We start from the raw sequence: 17,803 nt of genomic DNA, 5'->3' as shown, positions 1-17,803 counted from the left end.
CCTTACAGACTGAAACGTCTCTTACAGCGACCGAACAGAGCGTTTCTGGCGTGCGCGCTAGCATGAAGTCATCCACTTCATTCGGGAGAATAAAAATGACGTTCAAAATGATGGGCACCAAGCGCCCCCTCCTGCGCATCGCTGCCATCCTGGCCCTGAGCGCCGCCACCACGTCCGCGTTCGCGCAGAGCGCCGAATACCGCCGCGGCTATGACGACGGTTACGCCGCCGGCCTGCGCGAAGCCGGCGGCGGCCGCGGAGAAGGCCGCGGCTGGCGCGTATTTGTCGAAGACGCCGAATACGGCACGCATTTCGCGTCCTGCGACGCACGCCGCGCCGTGCGCTATCAGGTCGAGCGCAATCGCGGCACCGTCCGCGCAGACAATCAGCTGTGCGGCGATCCGGCGCGCGGGGAACCGAAGCGGCTGCGCATCGTGTATCGGTGCGGTGACAGCGAGGCAGTCCGCATCGTTGCGCGCGAAAATGAGTCGGTGCGGTTGAGCTGCCGGCGGTAAGTAAAGGTTGCCGTGCCTGAGTGGTGTCCCGATTTGGCGCTGCTCAGGCGCCCATTGCCATGGTGTAGAATGTTGCAACATTGACATGATAACGTGCCACCATGATGACGATTTTCCGGCCTCTTGCCCTGTCCCTGCTGCTGGCCTCCTCAATCGTGAGCGCGGCCGACGCCCCGTTCTATTTCATCGACATTGCCGATACAGGCAAGGCCGTCCTGTACAGCGAGTCCCAAAGAGCACCGAAGGGCGACCTGTCGTACGCGCTCGTCGACCGGGTCAGCATGGGGTGCTGCGTCAAGGCCACGGCCCGCAAGCCCGCGCGCAAAACAGATGACGATACGGTCAAGTTCGTGGCGGACGAAGTCAAACCCATCTTCAGCCACACCGTCCAGTTCAGCGGAGCAAGGAAACCCGAGCCGGATCAGGCTTACGGCTTCGAAGGCATGCAAACGGTGACGAAGAAAGGCCGCGGCACGTATCAGGTCACCCTGCAGGCCGGCGACCCGGTCTTCGTACGCACCTGCTACTCGGGCGAAGGAATGCGGGTACGGCTCTACCACCGGCTGGCCGACAGGAAGCCCTACGCGAGCTATTACTATTATCTCGGGTACGACGTGGAGCCGACCTGCCGCTAGTGCGCCGCCAGCGTCAACGCAATCCCCATCTCCCGATACGGCCGCAACACCTCCTCACCGGTCGCCGCCGGCACCACCATCCCACTGATCTCGGACAGCCCGACAATGCGATACGGCGACGCGGTGGCCAGCTTCTCCGACGACGCCAGCACGACGGTCTCCGCCGCCGCATGGCATAGCGCCCGCTTGATGCAGGCCTCTTCGTAATCGCCGGTCGACAGCCCGCTCTCCGGATGCACGCTGGTCACCCCCATGAAATAGGTATCGGCGCGGATCTGTGCGATGGCTTCCAGCGTCGCCGCACCCACGCCGACGGCCGAGTGGCGGAACAGGCGGCCGCCGAGCATGATGACCTCGATGTCCGGATGGTCCATCAGCTCCATCGCGATGGAGGGGCTGTGCGTGACGACCGTCGCGCCCAGGCGCCGCGGCAGCGCGCGCACGAGTTGCGCGCATGTGGTGCCGCCGTCGACGAACACGACCTGGCCCGGCTGCACGAGCGCGGCGGCGGCGCGGCCGATGGCGGCCTTGTCGTCGGTGGCGATGCCGTGGCGCGTGGCGAAGTCCGCCAGCGCCGGGCTGGCGGGCAGGGCGCCGCCGTGCACGCGCTGCAGCAGGCCTTCCTTCGCCAGCTCGCGCAGGTCGCGCCGGACCGTGTCTTCCGAAACCCCGAGTTCCGCGCTCATCTTCGTGGCGACGATCTGGCCGTCGCGCCGCAATACGTCCATCAGATACTGTTTTCGCTGGCTCGTCAGCATGCTGTCCTTTCGCCGTGCTTGACTTTGCACGATATTGCACGATAGTTTACACGAACTTCAATGACGGGAGAATATCGTGCAGGATCGTGTGGAAATCAGGCAGGTCGAGCTGCTGTCGGACGACTGGGGCATCCTGAACAAGACGACGTTCGCGCTGCGTACGGAGGACGGCGGCTGGGATGTGCAGACCCGGGAAACCTATGACCGGGGCAATGGCGCGACCTTACTGCTCTACAATCGCGCACGCCGCACCGTCGTGCTGACGCGTCAGTTCCGCCTGCCGGCCTATGTGAACGGCCACGACGGCTACCTCGTCGAGGCGGCCGCCGGCCTGCTCGATGGCGCGAGTCCGGAAGCACGCATCCGGGCCGAGGTCGAAGAAGAGACGGGCTACCGCGTCGGCACCGTGCAGCGCCTGTGGGATGCGTTCATGAGTCCGGGCAGCGTGACGGAGCGCCTGCACTTCTTCGTGGCCGAGTACGAGGCGCGCGACCGCGTGGGACCCGGCGGCGGCGTGGCGGAAGAGGGCGAGCGCCTGGACGTGCTGGAACTGGACATCGACGCGGCGCTGGCCATGATCGGCAGGGGCATCGTCGACGGCAAGACGATCATGCTGCTGCAGTACGCGCAGGCGCACCTGTTCGCGCCGCGCGGCATGATGATCCTGATCGCGGGCCCGTACCGGTCCGGCACGGAAGGCGATCCCGATCGTATCGCGGCCAACGTCGCGGCGATGGAGGCGTGCGTGATGCCGCTCTACGAGGCTGGGCACCTGCCCGTGCTGGGCGAATGGCTCGCGCTGCCGACGGTGCGGCTGGCCGGCTCGAAGGCGCCGGGGGATGCGGTGTACGACGCCGTGTTTCACCCGCACGCACAGCGCCTGCTGGAGCGGTGCGACGCGGTGCTGCGCATCGGCGGCGCGTCGGAAGGGGCGGACCTGATGGTGGCGACGGCGAGGAAGCTGGGCAAGCGCGTGTACGCGGCATTGGAAGAGATTGGTACAATCGCATCACCATGAACAAGACCGCCATCTCCATCGTGCTGGGCGCGACGCTAGTCGCAGCGCTGTCCGCCTGCGACAGCAAGACCTCCGCCAACGAAAAAAACTTCGGCATCGCCGTCACCCAGTATTTCGACAAGAAGGGCGAGCAGTGCCTGGACCCCGTCAAGTGGCCGGTCGACGTGTACGAGATCGACGTGCGCCAGCAGAAGCTGTACCCGGACAACGCGGCCGGCACAATGTCGGCGCTGGAATCCGTCGGCCTGGCCAAGGGCGAAGACATGGAATTGCCCGGTGCCGTCGTCAACGGCAAGACAAGCGCGGTGAAGGTCCGGCGCTACACGATGACGGACGCCGTCAAGCCCTATCTGCACGAGAGACCGGGCAAGCTGCAGCGCATCTGCTGGGGCCGCAAGTCGCTGAGCAAGGTGATCCGCTGGGCGGATCCGGCCAAGGTGGGCGACCATGAGGAATCCGCCGTGATCTACACGTACAAGCTGTCGAACGTGGCGGACTGGGCTCGCAAGCCCAAGGTCAAGGAAGCGTTCCCCGAGCTGGGGCGGAACATCGACGGCGAGCGCTCGCAGAAGGAAAAACTGTACGTCAAGCTGACGCCCAATGGCTGGGAAGCGCTCGGCCTGAACAACTGAGCGCGGCGTTACAGCGGGACGTAGTCGGCTTCCGCGGCGTTGTAGACGAGGACCTTGCCCGCCGCGTCCAACCGGTAGCGGTCGCGCACCGGCGACACGCCCGGATCGCCGCCGCAGCGCTCGTTGTGGATTTCATGGGCAGCGAAGTCCCACTGGTCCGCCTTGCCATTCGCCGGGTGGTCGCTCTCGTCCATGAAGCTCAGACAGTCCAGATCTGCGACCCGGTGCGCCTTCAGTTGCTTGACGAGGAGGTCCAGTGCCTGCTGTTCCGAGACCTGTTCTGGCGCGGCGGCATGCCGGGCAGGCGGGCTGTCCGGCGACGAGCGCGAACACCCGGCCGCCAGGACAGCCAGCACGATGATGGATGCGAAGCGGGCGTACCGCATATCAGCGGCGCAGCTGCGCCAGCACGCCCAACGCGCCCCGCGCCATCTTCCACGCCGACAGGGCCGACGTGGCAAGACCGGCCAGGCGCTTGCGGCGCATGAGGACGAGCCCCAGCACGGCACCGGCCGCACCGAGCACGAGCTTGCGGTTGGCGGCGACGTAGCCCACGACGGGATGTCCGGCCAGCGCATTCGACGGGCGCAGCGCCTTCAGCTCGTAGGCGAGGCCCACGCGCTGTTCGGCGCATTGCTCGATCAGGGCCGCGCGGCGGGTGGCAAGATCAGGCTTGTTCATCGGTCGCCTCCGCATGATGTTGGGCCAGGCCGTGGCGCAGGTAGTCGACATCGTTGCGCAGTTCGGCCAGCGTGGCCGAGAGCAGCGGCGCTTCCGTGTTCATGCTGGCGCGGACTTTCATGAGGATGATGCCGGCCAGCGCGCCGAACAGGACGGCCATGCCGCCGACGGCCTGCAGGCGGTACGTATCCCAGAAGATGGCGATGACGAACAGCGCCGCCAGCAGCAGGGCGCCGGCCGCGAGGAACACGGCCAGCAGGGTCCACGCGAGGTGGCCCAGCAGGCGGCGCGCATCTTCCTGGAACTCGACCGCGGCCAGTTCCAGCCGCGTGCCCGCCATCGCGACGAGCGTCGCACCGATCCGGCCTGCCGCCGCGAAGACTCCCATTACTTACGCGCGATCAGCATGCCGATCACGACACCGACGGCGGTGCCCAGGCCGACGGCCTTCCACGGATTCTCCTTGACGTATTCGTCGGTGGCCTTGGCGGCGACCTTGGCTTTTTCGACCGCGGCTTCTTCCAGGCGGACGATGTCTTCCTTGGCCTTGACCAGGGTGCGCTCGAACTTCACCTTGGCGGCCTTGAATTCTTCGCCGGTCAGGTGGCCGCTGTGGCGCAGCCACGCTTCCGCGTCCTGGATGACGGTCTTCAGGTCGGACAGCAGCTGGTCACGGGCGCCGGTCTGGGTCGGGATTTTTTCCATCATGGGTGAACCTCTCGTTATAGATTGATATGTGGACAATATTATCCTAATGCATAGTCTAGCGCGACGCCAGCAAACACGGCCGCACCCAACCAGTTGTTATGGTTGAAAGCGGCAAAACACTTCATGCGGTCGCGTCCGCGGATCAGGGTGTAGTGGTAGACGGCCATCCCGGCCGCGACGGCAATGCCCGCCACGAACCACCAGCGCAGGCCCAGCGACCAGCCGCACACGAGGTCGATGCCCAGCGTCGCCGCATAGCACACCATGATCGCGGCCACGTCGTAGCGGCCGAAGGTGATGGCGGACGTGCGGATGCCGATGATGAGGTCGTCGTCGCGGTCGACCATCGCATATTCGGTGTCGTAGGCCAGCGACCAGAACACGTTGGCGACCAGCAGCCACCACGCTACGGCCGGCACGTGGTCCTGCACGGCCGCGAACGCCATCGGGATGCCGAAGCCGAACGCGATGCCGAGGTAGGCCTGCGGCAGCGCGAAGAAGCGCTTGAAATACGGGTAGCTGCCCGCGACGATCACGGCCACGACGGACAGTTGCTTCGTCAGCGTGTTCAGCGGCAGGATCAGCAGGAACGAGACGATCGCGAGCACGGCCGCTACCATCAGCGCTTCCCAGCCCTTGATGCGGCCGCTGGTCAGCGGACGGTCGACCGTGCGCTTCACATGGCGGTCGAAGTCGCGGTCCGCGTAGTCGTTGATCGCGCAGCCGCTTGATCGCATCAGTGCTGTTCCAACGATGAAGATGAGGAGGATAATCGGATCGGGATGGCCGTTCGATGCCATCCACAGGGCCCACAGCGTGGGCCACAGCAGCAGCAGGATGCCGATGGGCTTGTGGCCCCGGACCAGGCGGAAATACAGCGCCAGCTTGTTCATGATTCGTTCGAATTGAAAATCTGCAAGGTCAGGATTGTAGCCTGTCGGGGCGCGCCCGGCTGTACGGCGCAGGACGATACGACGCGATCATGCGCACGTCGACGATGCACAAGGCATGACGCACGTGCGCGCTCTACGATGCCGGCTTCGGATCAAGGAGAATGCATATGCGGTTCGTAACCATGGTGGTGGTCGGAATCGGACTCGGAAGTGGCGTGCTCGCGCAAGCCGGTGGCCAGGAGCAGGGGGCGTGGACGGAAGCGCGGTCGCTGCGCGAGCTCCCGGCCGGCATCCAGGCGCTGCTGGGCGTGGGCCTCGGTCTCGCGGGCATCGCCGACCGGGACGGCGACTTCAACGAGACCGACGCCATCGACGACATCACGCCGCGCCGCCGCTTCGTGCTCGGGATCGTGAACGGCGGCACCGCGCTGGTCGCGCTGGAGCAGGGCGGCCGCGTGTATTCCGTGCGCGCCATCGAATTCAAACAGGCCGGCACGACGTGGGACGCGGTACGGTGCGTGCCGCTGGACACGGTGCCGCGCCGGAGCACCGAACTGGTCGGCGCCCTGGCCGGGAAGCATGCGGGATCCTGCGGCGGTGTCGGGATCCGGACGGACGACGCGGACGCAGCGCCCACCGTGGCCGCGCCGGTCCTGCCCGTACGCGTCAGGCAGCGGCCTGGAGCGTGACCATCTCGACGCCGGGCAGGCCGCAATCGGCGACGGCCTTCACCACCGCGTCGATGGCCGCGCGGCGCGTAAAGCTCTTGCGCCATACGATCACGACGCGGCGCGACGGGACTGGATCCTGGAACGGGACGAAGGTCAGCATGCCGTTCGGATCCTTCATGTCCGGCACGGAGGCGCGCGGCAGCACGGTCAGGCCGATGCCGCTCGCGACCATGTGCCGGATCGTCTCCAGCGACGAGCCCTCGAACGTGCGCTGCATGCCGTTGCCCGGCGACGAAGAGAAGCGCGCCATCTCTGGGCAGACTTCCAGCACCTGGTCGCGGAAGCAGTGGCCGGCGCCCAGCAGCAGCATCGTCTCGCTCTTGAGGTCCTCGGCCGCGATCTCGGTGCGCGTCGCCCACGGGTGGTTCTTCGGCATCGCGACGACGAACGGTTCGTCGTACAGCGCCTGCACGGCCATGCCGTGTTCCGGCAGCGGCAGGGCCATGATCGCGGCGTCCAGCTCGCCCTGGCGCAGCAGGTCGAGCAGTTTCACCGTGAAGTTCTCCTGCAGCACGAGCGGCATCTGCGGCACGTTCGCAATCAGGTTTTTCACGAGCGGCGGCAGCAGGTAAGGGCCAATGGTGTAGATCACACCGAGGCGCAGCGGGCCGGACAGCGGGTCCTTGTTCTGCTTGGCCAATTCCTTGATGGCAGCCGTCTGCTCGAGCACGCGCTCGGCCTGGGCCACGATCTGCGCGCCGAGCGGCGTGACGGACACTTCCGAGCCGCCCCGTTCGAACAGCGTAACGCCGAGTTCGTCCTCGAGTTTCTTGATGGCGACGGACAGCGTGGGCTGGGCGACGAAGCAGGCTTCGGCCGCATGCCCGAAATGGCGGGCGCGTGCGACGGCGACGATGTATTTCAGTTCGGTCAGTGTCATGGGATCCGCGTGTTATTTACCGGCCGTGTTCTCTAAGACACGTTTGCCTGCCTTTTAAGCAGTCTGTCACTATTTTACCGGTAAAGCCATGGATATAATGGCCGGGCAGGCGATGTTGCCTTGCGTTAATAGGAAGACACCCATGTCCTCGACCTTCGGCCCGGCGGAAGCCCAGGCCTATATGCACAAGCTGCTCACGGTCATGCACCAGCAGGGCGGCTCCGACCTGTTCATCTCGGCCGATTTCCCGCCCAGCATGAAGCACCAGGGCGCCATGAAACCCCTGAGCCAACAGCGCCTGACGGGCGACATTACGCGCGCGCTGTCGCTCTCGCTGATGAACGAGCGCCAGCGCGCCGAGTTCGAGGCCGAGATGGAGTGCAATTTCGCGATCTCCCTGCCGGGCGTGTGCCGCTTCCGTGTGAACGTGTTCGTGCAACAGCAGAGTGTGAGCATGGTCGTGCGAACCATTGCATCGGAAATCCCGAATTTCGAAAAGCTCGACCTGCCCGAGGTGCTGAAGGACGTCGTGATGACGAAGCGCGGGCTCGTCCTCGTCGTCGGCGGTACCGGCTCCGGCAAGTCGACGACGCTGGCTGCGATGATCGATTACCGCAACAGCAACTCGGCCGGCCACATCATCACGGTCGAGGACCCTGTCGAATACGTCCACAAGAACAAGAGCTGCCTCATCACGCACCGCGAGGTAGGCGTCGACACGCTGTCGTGGCACAACGCGCTGAAGAACACGCTGCGCCAGGCACCGGACGTGATCCTGATCGGTGAGATCCGCGACACGGAAACGATGGAACATGCGATCGCGTTCGCCGAAACAGGGCACTTATGCCTGGGCACACTGCACGCGAACAATGCGAACCAGACGATGGACCGCATCATCAACTTCTTCCCGGAAGAGCGGCGGAACCAGCTGTTGATGGACTTGTCGTCGAACCTGCGCGCCATCGTCTCGCAGCGGCTGGTCCGCACGGAAGATGGGAAAGGGCGCAAGGCTGCCATCGAGATCTTGCTGAACACACCGACGATCGGCGAGATGATCCTGAAAGGCAATTTCCACAGTATCAAGGAGATCATGCACAAGTCGCGCGAGCTGGGCATGTGCACGTTCGACCAGGCGTTGTTCGAGCTCTACAACAAGGGCTTCATCAGCTACGACGAAGCCATCCGCAACGCCGATTCCGCGAACGGCCTGCGTCTGCAGATCAAGCTGTCGGGAGAACGCAAGGCGCCGGACGAGGGCGGCGGTGCTGCGAAGCCGGCCGAGCTGTCGATGCTGGTGGACGAGCCGGAAGAGGAACCGCCGGCGGCAAGTTAAAATGCACGCCATGGCTACCTTCGAACAAAAACTCTGCACCCGCACCACGTTGCCGCAACGCATCGCCGACCTGCCGAAACCCGTCGTGCTGACGAACGGCGTGTTCGACATCCTGCACCGCGGCCACGTGACGTATCTCGCCCAGGCCCGCGAACTGGGCGCGTCGCTCGTCGTCGCCGTCAACACGGACGCGTCCGTGAAACGCCTGGGTAAAGGCGATGACCGCCCGCTGAACACGCTGGCCGACCGCATGGCCGTGCTGGCCGCACTGGAATCCGTCAGCCTCGTCGTGGAATTCGACGAGGACACGGCCCTGGAAGTCGTCCAGGAAGCCCGCCCCGACATCTATGCCAAGGGCGGCGACTACGTCATGAGCGCCATCCCGGAAGGGAAGGAAGTGATCGCCTACGGCGGCAAGGCCGTCGCGATCGATTTCGCGCACGACCGCTCGACGACGAAGCTGGTCGCGAAGATCCGGCAATACGGTTGATCGAGAACCGGCCGGCACATGGCCTAGTCGAACGATGCGTATTCCGACCGGAGACGCTCATGAAGGTAGGCTCGTCCTTGTAGCAGCGCTATTAACCGCTTGCCAATCATGGCAGGCACATGCGCCAGAACACCCGCCGCCCCATCGCGGCGCGGGAATAGGTGCGGGAACGAGTGGCAGCGCGGGGGCGGGCACGGCGTCCGGCAGCGGCGAGCACGATGGGTGCGAGCGGCATATGGAGATGCAGTGGCAGGCGTGTCATTGAGGGATTGTCAGCCCCCGCCGGCGTACCCATTCTGGCGCCACGCCTCGTAGACGACAGCCACCGTGTTCGACAGGTTCAGGCTGCGGTTGCCGGGCATCATCGGCAGGCGGATGCGCTGGATTGTTGCGCCCATGGGCATTATCTGTAGCGCCGAGAAACGGCCAGACAATTTCCAGCTAAACCAATAAATCAACTACATCCGCCGGGCCGTGGGCGGCGCGGCAATGGATTGAGAGACGGAACCCTACGGGCTACAAGTCTGCTCGACGTCATCTATCTCCCTGCGAATCACCCTATTAGTTCTAGCGCCTCCTTGGCATTCCCTATCTGGGCTCTCCTGCGCATCATTAATTTGATCCCGTAATAGGCGTTCGTTTGTTATTGATCGGTGCCAAGCATTAAAAAAGATTGATAATTTCCGCCCTCGATTTCTAACGCAATGTAACTGCTTGATCGCTCTTTCGTCAAGATTTTATGCTGATGTTTATCATGTGCTACTAGACAAGAAAGAGCCGCAGTTGTTAAAATTTTCGGCGTCGAATTTATCTGACCTGAACGAATCTAATTGCGCGAACCGATAGTGCCTGATTACAGACTGGTTGAAATTGTCGGCGCTTGGGTGGCATGCGTTTTCAATGTGCAACAAATAAAGAAATTTTGCAACATTTGTTCGGATTACTTTAATGCGAAAACGCAGCACGTGACGTCTCGGCAGGAATATGAGGTCCTGTTCGACTCCCTTGACCTCACCACAGTATTCAGTTGCCGAAGGAAACACGCATAAGCAACACCGTCCGGTTATTTATGTTGCCGATCGCCAACATAACTGCATTTTCCCTTTGAGTGCTCCTCATGACGACGGCCCAAAAGCTCAATGCTGCCCAATAAGCATGACGCCACACAATAGCTGTCACGCGACGTCGAGTGCGTGTCGAGCTACTGTCTGACGATCCTGATATTGCGCTAAAGGAGATGCAGAGCAAGCTGCTGAATATTGCGCTTATTAGCAGAATGATTGAGATATCGCCAATTCCCTCCCTGCAACATGACTAGGCTGTTCGGAGGTTTCTTGCACCTACGCTCGTCTCCGGGGATTTTATTCCTACAACAATCGAGACCGATACCGATTGATTGATAATTTCAAGTCCAAAGCCAATCGATGCTGACCTTTGTGCGTTCTACCTGCGTTGCCTCTCACACTACCAATCGATACCCTTGACATGAACTCGCGTGATCTCGCCGGTGCTTTCCTAAGTGCGCTTACCCAAACCAACCGCCCCATTCGTCTTCGTCTAGCAGGCGAACGACGGCTCCGGGATGAAGTACTACTCGTCAAGCGCGTCGTCGGGAACGAGACCATGTGCGGGGGCTTCGAATATCGCCTGCAATGCGTATCAGCCCAGTCCGGACTGGCATTAAAGGATTTCATCGCACTGCCGATTGAACTTCAACTGGTCACTGACCGGGGCGAATTGCGCTCTGTCTGCGGCATTGTCACGCATGCGTTCGCGGGACAAAGCGACGGCGGGTTGGCCACGTACCAGTTGGTTGCGCGTGATGCGCTCGCAATCATGGAACAACGCGTCAACACGCGAGTTTTCCGAAACAAGAACGAAGTGGACGTTTCACTGATGATTCTCGACGAATGGAGGCAGACGAACGGCGTCCTCGCGAACGCATTTGATGTTGACACGGTCCAGTTACAGGGGACTTACCCGGCCCGCGAATTCATCATGCAGCACAACGAATCGGATGCCGCCTTTCTGCGCCGTTTGTGGAAACGCCAAGGAATCGCCTGGTTCATGCGCCCAGGGCGGGCGAGCAAGGACGACAGAAGCGACACGCCAGCCCATACGCTGGTGTTATTCGACGACGTAATGGGGCTGGCTCAGAATTCTGCGGGCATCGTGCGCTACCACCGCGATCACGCTACCGAGTTACGTGACAGTATCACTACCTGGACCGCCGTGCGTAGCCTGAAACCCGGAGGCATTACACGCCACAGCTGGGACTACGCAAGCGTCCGCCTCATGGAAACGCAGGCGCTGACCACCATGCAGCAAGGGGCGATGGGAGACCAGCTCGCTGCCGGCATCGACGAATACGTGGTCGACGTGCCCCACGCTGGCGACGACATGAAAGATTATCGCCGTTTGGGCGACCTTCGCGTGCGTCGACACGAGTACGAAGCGAAGTGCTTCCACGGCGAAAGCGGCGTACGTGACCTGTGCGTCGGCGAATGGATTGGACTGTCCGGCCACCCGGAAATCGACACGCATCCGAGCGATGAGAGACAGTTCGTGATCACCGAGCTCTCGGTCCTGGCTGACAGTAACTTGCCGAAAGCGGTCGACGAGAAAATCCAACGGCTGTTCTCAGCCAATGGATGGCAAACGGAACTGGCAACCTCTAGTCTGCTCCAGTCCAACGCAGAACGCGAAGTACGCTACAGCAATCGGTTCACGTGCGTACGTCGCGGCATTCCGATTGTGCCGTCGTTCGATCCTCGAACCGATCTGCCTGTCGCAACGTTACAAAGCGCGTTGGTTGTCGGCCCGGAAGGCGAGGAAGTGCATTGCGATGCAATGGGGCGGGTCAAGATCCGTTTTCCGGCAACCCGGCAACAAGACCACGCAGGTGCGGGCGCGAGTGACACCGACACCGATTCCGCCTGGGTGCGGGTCGTCAGCACGTGGGCGGGTGGTCAGCGCGGTGCATTTACACTGCCACGAGTTGGCGATGAGGTAATAGTCGATTTCCTCGGTGGCGACCCTGACAAGCCTCTTATTGTTGGCCAGGTCTATAACGGCGCAGCATCGCCGCCCAAATTCAACCATACCGGCACCCTGCCAGAGAACAAATATCTCTCCGGGATCAAGAGCAAGGAAGTGCAAGGCGGCCGCCTGAACCAGCTTCGTCTGGACGATACACCGGAGCAAATCAGCGCACAGCTTGCAAGTGAGCACGGCTATAGTGAATTGAACTTGGGCTGGCTGACACACCCACGGCAGGGCGGCAAGGCCCGTCCCCGAGGTGAAGGAGCAGAACTGCGCAGTGACAACTCGGTTGTCATCCGCTCGGCCCAAATGTTGCTGTTGACGACCCAGGCCATGCTGCGAGCACAGGGTAATCAATTGGAACGCGGCATGCTTCAAGGACTGCTTGAGAGTTCACAGGCACTCCTGAAGGAATTAGGCGAGTTTGCTGAACAGAATCAGGCCATGGCCGTGGATCTCGAACCGCACAAGGACCTGAACGAGAACCTGCGGAATGCCGAGAAAGGCACCAATACGCAGAGCGGCGGGGAGGTCGACACCACTTCACCGCTCATCGCGCAATATGCGCATGGCGGTTTCCTCAGCGCAACCCCTTATTCTTCCGTTAGCTATAGCGGCCAACAGCACAATGTGATCGCACAACAGAACATCCAGGCGGTCGCGGGTGAGCGCGTCAACATTAATGCTCGACAGGGTATCTCTCTTTTCTCGCAGAAGAACGGAATGAAGTACATCGCGCACACTGGAAAAGTCGACATCCAGGCACAACACGACAGTATTGGCATTGCCGCAGGCAAAGACATGACGATTACCGCCAGTGAAGGCGAGATTACGATTGCCGCCCAAAAGAGCATCAGCCTGATTTGTGGCGGCGCATACGTCAAAATCGCGGATGGAAAAATCGAACTGGGTTGCAGTGGAGATTTCACTGTCAAGGCAAGCACGCACAAATGGGATGGCCCGGGCCGAATGTCGTTCGATCTGCCGCACTTCTCCGGTGAAGGAAAACCGCCGGCACAATGGATTGGTCTGGACTATCGAGATGCCGACACTGGAGAGGCAATCGATGGGGCAAAATACGAAATTCATTTCGACAAGGGGCCCGTTTTGAATGGAGCGCTGGATGCAAACGGCAAGGTTCGACGGGAAAACGTCGCGAACAAACCCGTGAAAAAAGTAATTTATAAACCGCGCACGCCTGAAAAGGATAAGCCAGCAGCACCGTTGAGCGATTTGTTGCAAGAATAAAGCTTAACGAATACCGACTATATTGATAGCGAGCATACTGAATGGCTGAAGTCAATACGACACAAATGCGCGACGCCTTGGCATGGGCTACGAATGATATGGAAAAAGCCAAGGAGCCGAGTACGAATCCAATTGTTTGGTTCTGGGAAGCGATCGAGGGCGATTTCAACGAAGATCGATCAACCGCCCAGCTACTCACCGATGCGGCAATTTCGATGATTCCGTTAGTCGATCAAATTTGCGACCTACGCGATCTCATAGCAAATTGCAAAAAGCTAAGTCATGATTGCAAGGACAAAGCAGCATGGCTGGCTTTGGTCCTGACCCTTATTGGCCTGTTTCCGACACTTGGCTCCTTACTCAAGGGTGTACTTAAAATCATCTTTGCACACGTCAGGCGTCTTGGAGTTGATCAGGTGGTAAAAGCCGTCGACAGAGGAATGTCGTGGGTGATCGTATATTTGCGAAGGGAAGAGGTTCAAAAATACATCAAGGCTCAGAAAGTCGATCGTGTGTTTGCATGGCTCGCTACCGGCGTTAAAGAAGTTCGCGGCCGAGTGAATACCAAGGCACTGCTCGCTGCATTTGATACGGCAATTTCTGCACTTGAGGGAATGGTTAACAAGGTCAGGCTTGTACCGACCATCTACCGCAAAGCCAAGGCCGCGTTGGAGCAGGCTAAAGCGATACGGTTGGCGGCGAATCAGCACATGGAAGAGACGCTTAAGCCCGTTCATGATATATTGACCACGATTATATTGAACCTGGAGCGCCGAACTCTCGAGAGAGAGCATGCGATCCTAAACGCGAGCAATATTCACTTCTGTGGTGCGCTTCCGGAAGCTGATGCGATTACCTTGATGTTGAAACATCAGCCAACATGGCTAAGTAAAACCGGCGATAAGTTTATTGATCCTGCAGACGTCGCGCCTATTCGACCTGAAGTAGACAGGCTCTCTGCAAAATTTGACGCAGCTGGCAATCCTCGGCCTCAAAAAGAGATTTTTCCATACTTAACCGATCAAAATATCCAGTCCTTCCATACTCTACAGGCGCATACAATCAAAGGTCCTGCTCGTCTTTACCGAATCCTCGCCCCGAACAGCCGTGGTATGAGCGATTGTTGGGTAACAGAAGAAATATTCAATAAGTTGCAGAACTCTCCTAATCCGAAAGAAGCCTGGCGCAGATATTTGGCGGTCTGGCCGGATTGGAACGTCGATGGACAATTCGTAATTTACGATGTGAAAGCAGGCGAGTCATTGAATGTCTGGCGCGGCCCGGCATCCAGTCAGACGAAAAATACACTTCCAAACAACTTTCTCGAAGGCGGTTGGGAACAGATTGTTTTTAATATCGAACGTAGCGATCCGCGCGGCGATACGTTGATATATTATAAGTTACAGAAAAGTCCCAAAGGAACAACGCTGGGCCCACCGCTGACCCAAGCTCACGTCGACCACGTTACGGCATCCATGGATAAGTCTGAAAAGGCGACTTTTTTTGCCGAACATATTGGGCTGCGTCAACAAATTAACCATCCAAAAATTAGTGGGCCGTTTGATACCGGATGGGGTTACACAGAATTTGACGGAGTCTGGACGGCAGACAAAATAGGCCTGCCTGCTCTTCCTGGGCAGGCAACTGCAATTGCTAAGGGAGCGATATGAGTACACCAGGAGATCAATTTTCTTTATCGGCATGGCGCAAGGCTCAGGCGGCCATGCTTTATCATTACGCTTCGCTGGACTACTTGAAGGGCTTGCATCAAATGGTGAGCGAACTGATGGATGGTGAGATTGATCCGTTAATAGATCTAGCGAGGGCGCAGGGTCGGGATGCCGTACTGAAGGATGCGCGGTGGGGCGACAGGAATACCGTGCAGAACTGGGCAAACAGCGCATGGCCTTTTTTAAGTGATTTTCGACAATCACTCACGAGAGACATCGCCTTGCGCGCTATGGAGCAATATGAAGTCACTAGCGCTAATGAGTGCCTGCGTGGCTTGAATGAATTCTCAATGAATTGGGCGACGCCGGACGAGGAAAGGAAAATTCAGGCGGTATTAAAAGAAATAAGTAATTACGCCAGAAACATAGACGATACGATGAATGATCGGTCGCGCAGTCGGTGGACTGATTTTAACTTTGCATATAACTATCCTGAATTTTCAGCACAGTTTCCACGCATCTCGAAATTTCGCGTGCGTACTGATGTGAAGGCAGAAAGTTCCAAAGTCCCGCCCCGTACTGGAGTTTACGTCTCTTCGGATGATCCTAATGCCGCTTTGCAATTTGCATGGACTGGCGGTGGCGGTGGCAAACTTCGTCCCGCATCCACGTTCAACGAGATCGGCCTCGATGCCCTCCAGCAGGTTGGTCGAAAGGACCTATGGTTTGATGGCGCAAAAATGTTTGCGTTTGTCCAATCGCCGAAATATGCATCTTTCTTCGCGCACAAGATGTTGGGTCCTGGTAAGCCTGATCCATTCCTCGCGCCCTCGCTTGTGGCACGTTCTGCCTTTGTTGAAATTCCTTCGAATTGGTATTTCGTCGAAATCATCAATGATGAATTCGAAGACATCGCCGTTGTCAGCGAAGACGACAGTCGCACCATAAATACCCAAGAACGTTTGCGCGTCGAAGGAGGCCATGCCTGTGTCCGTGCAGGATATTGGTTCACGCCAGCAAAACCAGGATCGCGTCGCTACTTTAAGGACGGTGAAATGATGCCAGCCTTCGGCACTGATTACGGTGTTACATTCTGGCAGTGGGACGAGGATCAGCTGTAAAGTCGTTTACCGCTAGGGTCTACTAAACTGCACAGGAGAACGTCCATGAAAGGTGTGATTCGATTGGGCGATCTGACCAGTCACGGTGGCAAGGTTGTCGTCGCGTCCGCCACCTCTTCGGTCAATGGTCTTGCCGTTGCACGGCAAGGTGACGCATGTGTCTGCCCCATGCCCGGGCATTCGATATGCGTGATCGTTGAGGGTGACCCGTCCGTGTTGATCGGCGGGATCCCGGTTGCCTTTCATGGCCATAAGACGTCATGCGGTGCAAGCCTTATCTCGTCCGCCTTAACGTCGGGAACACCGTAATCACGTCGCCTCAACCCCCGCCCGCGTAGCCGTTCTGGCGCCACGCCTCGTAGACGACGACGGCCACCGTGTTCGACAGGTTCAGGCTGCGGTTGCCCGGCATCATCGGCAGGCGGATGCGCTGGGCCGGCGGGAACGACTCGCGCAGGGCCGGATCCAGGCCGCGCGACTCGGCGCCGAACACGAACACGTCGCCCGGACGGAATGCCGCATCGGCGAACGGCGACGAGCCGTGCGTCGTCATGGCGAACATGCGCGTGGGGTCCGGCTGCGTGTCGGCCAGGAAGGCGTCCCAGTTCTTGTGGACCTTCATCGTGGCGTAATCGTGGTAGTCGAGACCGGCGCGGCGCATCTTGGCATCGTCCAGCGGGAAGCCGAGCGGCTCGACCAGGTGCAGCTGCGCCCCCGTGTTCGCGCACAGGCGGATGACGTTGCCCGTGTTGGGCGGGATCTCGGGTTCGACCAGTACGACGTGAAACAAAATTAATCTCCTGAAAACGTCTTCCCCGCGCAGGCGGGGATCCAAGTTATCTATTCGGCGGCGTGCGCGCAAATACAAAATTCGTCACGCGCGCCGCGCCGAACCGTTTAAAAGTGGCGGCCAGTTCGCCCAGCGTATGGCCGCTCGTCATGACGTCGTCGACGAGGCCGACATGGCGTCCTTCGACGAGGTCCGGGTCCTCCACGGCAAACGCGCCGCGCACGTTTCTCGCCCGCACGCTCGGGGCCACGCCCGACTGGGCCGGCGTGTCGAGCGTGCGCAGCGCCAGCGCCGGATGACATGCTACCCCGAGCGCTGCCGCGAGGGGCCGCGCGATTTCCAGCGCCTGGTTGAAGCCGCGCTCCACGAGCCGGCCCGGCCCCAGCGGGACCGGGCACAGCAAATCGGGCAGCGGCAGGCCGGGGCGGGCCAGCACGGCATCGCGGATCTGGCGCGCAAACCACGGCGCGAGCGCGAGGCGGGCGCCGAATTTTAATTGAAGCACGAGCTGGTCGAGCGGAATCGCGTAATCGACGGCGGCGATGGTGGCGTCGAAGGCGGGCGGATCGCGCAGGCACGTACCACAGATATGACCAACGTCGTCCCCGCGCAGGCGGGGATCCAATTTCTCATGCGTCATCGGCAGTGCTAAATTGGG

The 17,803-nt window shown here is 60.3% G+C and carries 19 protein-coding genes and 2 pseudogenes; 11 read left to right on the top strand and 10 right to left on the bottom strand.

Annotated features, from left to right (window positions below; genetic code table 11):
* The first annotated feature begins 95 nt into the window (after positions 1-95).
* Positions 96-515 carry a DnaJ-like protein C-terminal domain-containing protein gene (locus P0M04_RS03835; RefSeq protein WP_259448680.1) on the top strand — a complete coding sequence of 140 codons (420 nt, stop codon included), beginning with the start codon at positions 96-98 and terminating at the stop codon, positions 513-515.
* Between the two features lie 101 nt (positions 516-616).
* Positions 617-1,150, top strand: coding sequence for a hypothetical protein (locus P0M04_RS03830; protein WP_259448681.1), 534 nt, complete (start codon positions 617-619; stop codon positions 1,148-1,150).
* Here P0M04_RS03830 and P0M04_RS03825 read toward each other — a convergent pair.
* Complete coding sequence (locus tag P0M04_RS03825; RefSeq protein WP_259448682.1) at positions 1,147-1,908, bottom strand: DeoR/GlpR family DNA-binding transcription regulator; 762 nt, start codon at positions 1,906-1,908, stop codon at positions 1,147-1,149. The two genes, P0M04_RS03830 and P0M04_RS03825, sit on opposite strands and share 4 nt — an antisense overlap.
* 73 nt (positions 1,909-1,981) lie before the next feature.
* Between P0M04_RS03825 and P0M04_RS03820 the strand changes: the two are divergent.
* Together P0M04_RS03820 and P0M04_RS03815 are read left to right on the top strand one after the other, a co-directional pair.
* Positions 1,982-2,551, top strand: a pseudogene (locus P0M04_RS03820) (NUDIX domain-containing protein); the annotation flags it as partial.
* A 371-nt stretch (positions 2,552-2,922) separates the two neighbouring features.
* On the top strand, positions 2,923-3,558 hold the full coding sequence (locus P0M04_RS03815) for an SEN1982 family lipoprotein (RefSeq protein WP_259448683.1): 636 nt from the start codon (positions 2,923-2,925) through the stop codon (positions 3,556-3,558).
* Between the two features lie 8 nt (positions 3,559-3,566).
* Here the strand turns inward: P0M04_RS03815 and P0M04_RS03810 are convergent, their stop codons facing one another.
* The 5 genes from P0M04_RS03810 to ubiA are packed head-to-tail and all read right to left on the bottom strand — an operon-like array spanning position 3,567 to position 5,840.
* Positions 3,567-3,944, bottom strand: coding sequence for a hypothetical protein (locus tag P0M04_RS03810; protein WP_259448684.1), 378 nt, complete (start codon positions 3,942-3,944; stop codon positions 3,567-3,569).
* Position 3,945: 1 nt separating this feature from the next.
* Entirely contained in the window at positions 3,946-4,239 is a 294-nt protein-coding gene (locus P0M04_RS03805; protein WP_259448685.1) for a hypothetical protein, read from the bottom strand.
* Complete coding sequence (locus tag P0M04_RS03800) at positions 4,226-4,627, bottom strand: phage holin family protein (RefSeq protein WP_259448686.1); 402 nt, start codon at positions 4,625-4,627, stop codon at positions 4,226-4,228. The genes P0M04_RS03805 and P0M04_RS03800 overlap by 14 nt, the downstream gene beginning before the upstream one ends.
* Entirely contained in the window at positions 4,627-4,947 is a 321-nt protein-coding gene (locus P0M04_RS03795; RefSeq protein WP_036230048.1) for an ElaB/YgaM/YqjD family protein, read from the bottom strand. Before P0M04_RS03795 ends, P0M04_RS03800 begins: the two co-directional genes overlap by 1 nt.
* A 38-nt stretch (positions 4,948-4,985) precedes the next feature.
* A complete protein-coding gene (ubiA, locus tag P0M04_RS03790; protein WP_259448687.1) occupies positions 4,986-5,840 on the bottom strand; it encodes a 4-hydroxybenzoate octaprenyltransferase in 855 nt (284 codons plus the stop codon).
* 167 nt (positions 5,841-6,007) lie between these two features.
* Between ubiA and P0M04_RS03785 the strand changes: the two genes are divergently transcribed.
* Entirely contained in the window at positions 6,008-6,529 is a 522-nt protein-coding gene (locus P0M04_RS03785) for a hypothetical protein (protein ID WP_259448688.1), read from the top strand.
* Here P0M04_RS03785 and P0M04_RS03780 read toward each other — a convergent pair.
* Positions 6,507-7,451 carry a hydrogen peroxide-inducible genes activator gene (locus tag P0M04_RS03780; RefSeq protein WP_259448689.1) on the bottom strand — a complete coding sequence of 315 codons (945 nt, stop codon included), beginning with the start codon at positions 7,449-7,451 and terminating at the stop codon, positions 6,507-6,509. The genes P0M04_RS03785 and P0M04_RS03780 overlap by 23 nt on opposite strands.
* A gap of 142 nt (positions 7,452-7,593) precedes the next feature.
* On the opposite strand from P0M04_RS03780, the gene P0M04_RS03775 reads away from it, so the two are divergent.
* On the top strand, positions 7,594-8,784 hold the full coding sequence (locus tag P0M04_RS03775; RefSeq protein WP_281042373.1) for a PilT/PilU family type 4a pilus ATPase: 1,191 nt from the start codon (positions 7,594-7,596) through the stop codon (positions 8,782-8,784).
* 10 nt (positions 8,785-8,794) lie between these two features.
* The gene (gene rfaE2, locus P0M04_RS03770) at positions 8,795-9,274 is read left to right on the top strand and encodes a D-glycero-beta-D-manno-heptose 1-phosphate adenylyltransferase (RefSeq protein ID WP_259448690.1); all 480 of its coding nucleotides are present in this window, start codon (positions 8,795-8,797) and stop codon (positions 9,272-9,274) included.
* Positions 9,275-9,546: 272 nt separating this feature from the next.
* Here rfaE2 and P0M04_RS03765 read toward each other — a convergent pair.
* Positions 9,547-9,657: pseudogene (locus P0M04_RS03765) on the bottom strand (tRNA (uridine(34)/cytosine(34)/5-carboxymethylaminomethyluridine(34)-2'-O)-methyltransferase TrmL); the annotation flags it as partial.
* A gap of 1,102 nt (positions 9,658-10,759) precedes the next feature.
* Here P0M04_RS03765 and P0M04_RS03760 point away from each other — a divergent pair.
* The 4 genes from P0M04_RS03760 to P0M04_RS03745 are packed head-to-tail and all read left to right on the top strand — an operon-like array spanning position 10,760 to position 16,664.
* On the top strand, positions 10,760-13,564 hold the full coding sequence (locus P0M04_RS03760) for a type VI secretion system Vgr family protein (protein ID WP_259448691.1): 2,805 nt from the start codon (positions 10,760-10,762) through the stop codon (positions 13,562-13,564).
* Between the two features lie 41 nt (positions 13,565-13,605).
* Positions 13,606-15,234: a hypothetical protein gene (locus P0M04_RS03755; RefSeq protein WP_259448692.1), complete on the top strand. Its 1,629-nt coding sequence runs from the start codon at positions 13,606-13,608 to the stop codon at positions 15,232-15,234.
* On the top strand, positions 15,231-16,355 hold the full coding sequence (locus P0M04_RS03750) for a hypothetical protein (RefSeq protein WP_259448693.1): 1,125 nt from the start codon (positions 15,231-15,233) through the stop codon (positions 16,353-16,355). The genes P0M04_RS03755 and P0M04_RS03750 overlap by 4 nt, the downstream gene beginning before the upstream one ends.
* Positions 16,356-16,400: 45 nt before the next feature.
* Complete coding sequence (locus P0M04_RS03745) at positions 16,401-16,664, top strand: PAAR domain-containing protein (protein WP_259448694.1); 264 nt, start codon at positions 16,401-16,403, stop codon at positions 16,662-16,664.
* A 10-nt stretch (positions 16,665-16,674) separates the two neighbouring features.
* On the opposite strand, the gene trmL is transcribed toward P0M04_RS03745, so the two are convergent.
* Both trmL and P0M04_RS03735 read right to left on the bottom strand, forming a co-directional pair.
* Positions 16,675-17,145 (bottom strand): tRNA (uridine(34)/cytosine(34)/5-carboxymethylaminomethyluridine(34)-2'-O)-methyltransferase TrmL, encoded by a 471-nt coding sequence (gene trmL / locus P0M04_RS03740; protein WP_105380363.1) that lies wholly within the window; start codon positions 17,143-17,145, stop codon positions 16,675-16,677.
* A gap of 46 nt (positions 17,146-17,191) precedes the next feature.
* Complete coding sequence (locus tag P0M04_RS03735; RefSeq protein ID WP_281042372.1) at positions 17,192-17,785, bottom strand: ComF family protein; 594 nt, start codon at positions 17,783-17,785, stop codon at positions 17,192-17,194.
* Positions 17,786-17,803 lie beyond the last annotated feature (18 nt).

The sequence above is a fragment of the Telluria mixta genome (genome assembly GCF_029223865.1).
Classification (GTDB): Bacteria; Pseudomonadota; Gammaproteobacteria; order Burkholderiales; family Burkholderiaceae_D; genus Telluria; species Telluria mixta.
This window is presented reverse-complemented; position numbering and strand designations above follow the sequence as displayed.

Coding starts and splice junctions, on each gene's coding strand:
- P0M04_RS03830 (WP_259448681.1), top strand. CDS start 617: ATGATGACGATTTTCCGGCCTCTTGCCCTGTCCCTGCTGCTGGCCTCC.
- P0M04_RS03825 (WP_259448682.1), bottom strand. CDS start 1,908: ATGCTGACGAGCCAGCGAAAACAGTATCTGATGGACGTATTGCGGCGC.
- P0M04_RS03760 (WP_259448691.1), top strand. CDS start 10,760: ATGAACTCGCGTGATCTCGCCGGTGCTTTCCTAAGTGCGCTTACCCAA.
- P0M04_RS03810 (WP_259448684.1), bottom strand. CDS start 3,944: ATGCGGTACGCCCGCTTCGCATCCATCATCGTGCTGGCTGTCCTGGCG.
- P0M04_RS03750 (WP_259448693.1), top strand. CDS start 15,231: ATGAGTACACCAGGAGATCAATTTTCTTTATCGGCATGGCGCAAGGCT.
- ubiA (WP_259448687.1), bottom strand. CDS start 5,840: ATGAACAAGCTGGCGCTGTATTTCCGCCTGGTCCGGGGCCACAAGCCC.
- P0M04_RS03805 (WP_259448685.1), bottom strand. CDS start 4,239: ATGAACAAGCCTGATCTTGCCACCCGCCGCGCGGCCCTGATCGAGCAA.
- P0M04_RS03745 (WP_259448694.1), top strand. CDS start 16,401: ATGAAAGGTGTGATTCGATTGGGCGATCTGACCAGTCACGGTGGCAAG.
- P0M04_RS03780 (WP_259448689.1), bottom strand. CDS start 7,451: ATGACACTGACCGAACTGAAATACATCGTCGCCGTCGCACGCGCCCGC.
- P0M04_RS03835 (WP_259448680.1), top strand. CDS start 96: ATGACGTTCAAAATGATGGGCACCAAGCGCCCCCTCCTGCGCATCGCT.
- P0M04_RS03800 (WP_259448686.1), bottom strand. CDS start 4,627: ATGGGAGTCTTCGCGGCGGCAGGCCGGATCGGTGCGACGCTCGTCGCG.
- P0M04_RS03755 (WP_259448692.1), top strand. CDS start 13,606: ATGGCTGAAGTCAATACGACACAAATGCGCGACGCCTTGGCATGGGCT.
- P0M04_RS03815 (WP_259448683.1), top strand. CDS start 2,923: ATGAACAAGACCGCCATCTCCATCGTGCTGGGCGCGACGCTAGTCGCA.
- rfaE2 (WP_259448690.1), top strand. CDS start 8,795: ATGGCTACCTTCGAACAAAAACTCTGCACCCGCACCACGTTGCCGCAA.
- P0M04_RS03775 (WP_281042373.1), top strand. CDS start 7,594: ATGTCCTCGACCTTCGGCCCGGCGGAAGCCCAGGCCTATATGCACAAG.
- P0M04_RS03795 (WP_036230048.1), bottom strand. CDS start 4,947: ATGATGGAAAAAATCCCGACCCAGACCGGCGCCCGTGACCAGCTGCTG.
- P0M04_RS03735 (WP_281042372.1), bottom strand. CDS start 17,785: ATGACGCATGAGAAATTGGATCCCCGCCTGCGCGGGGACGACGTTGGT.
- P0M04_RS03785 (WP_259448688.1), top strand. CDS start 6,008: ATGCGGTTCGTAACCATGGTGGTGGTCGGAATCGGACTCGGAAGTGGC.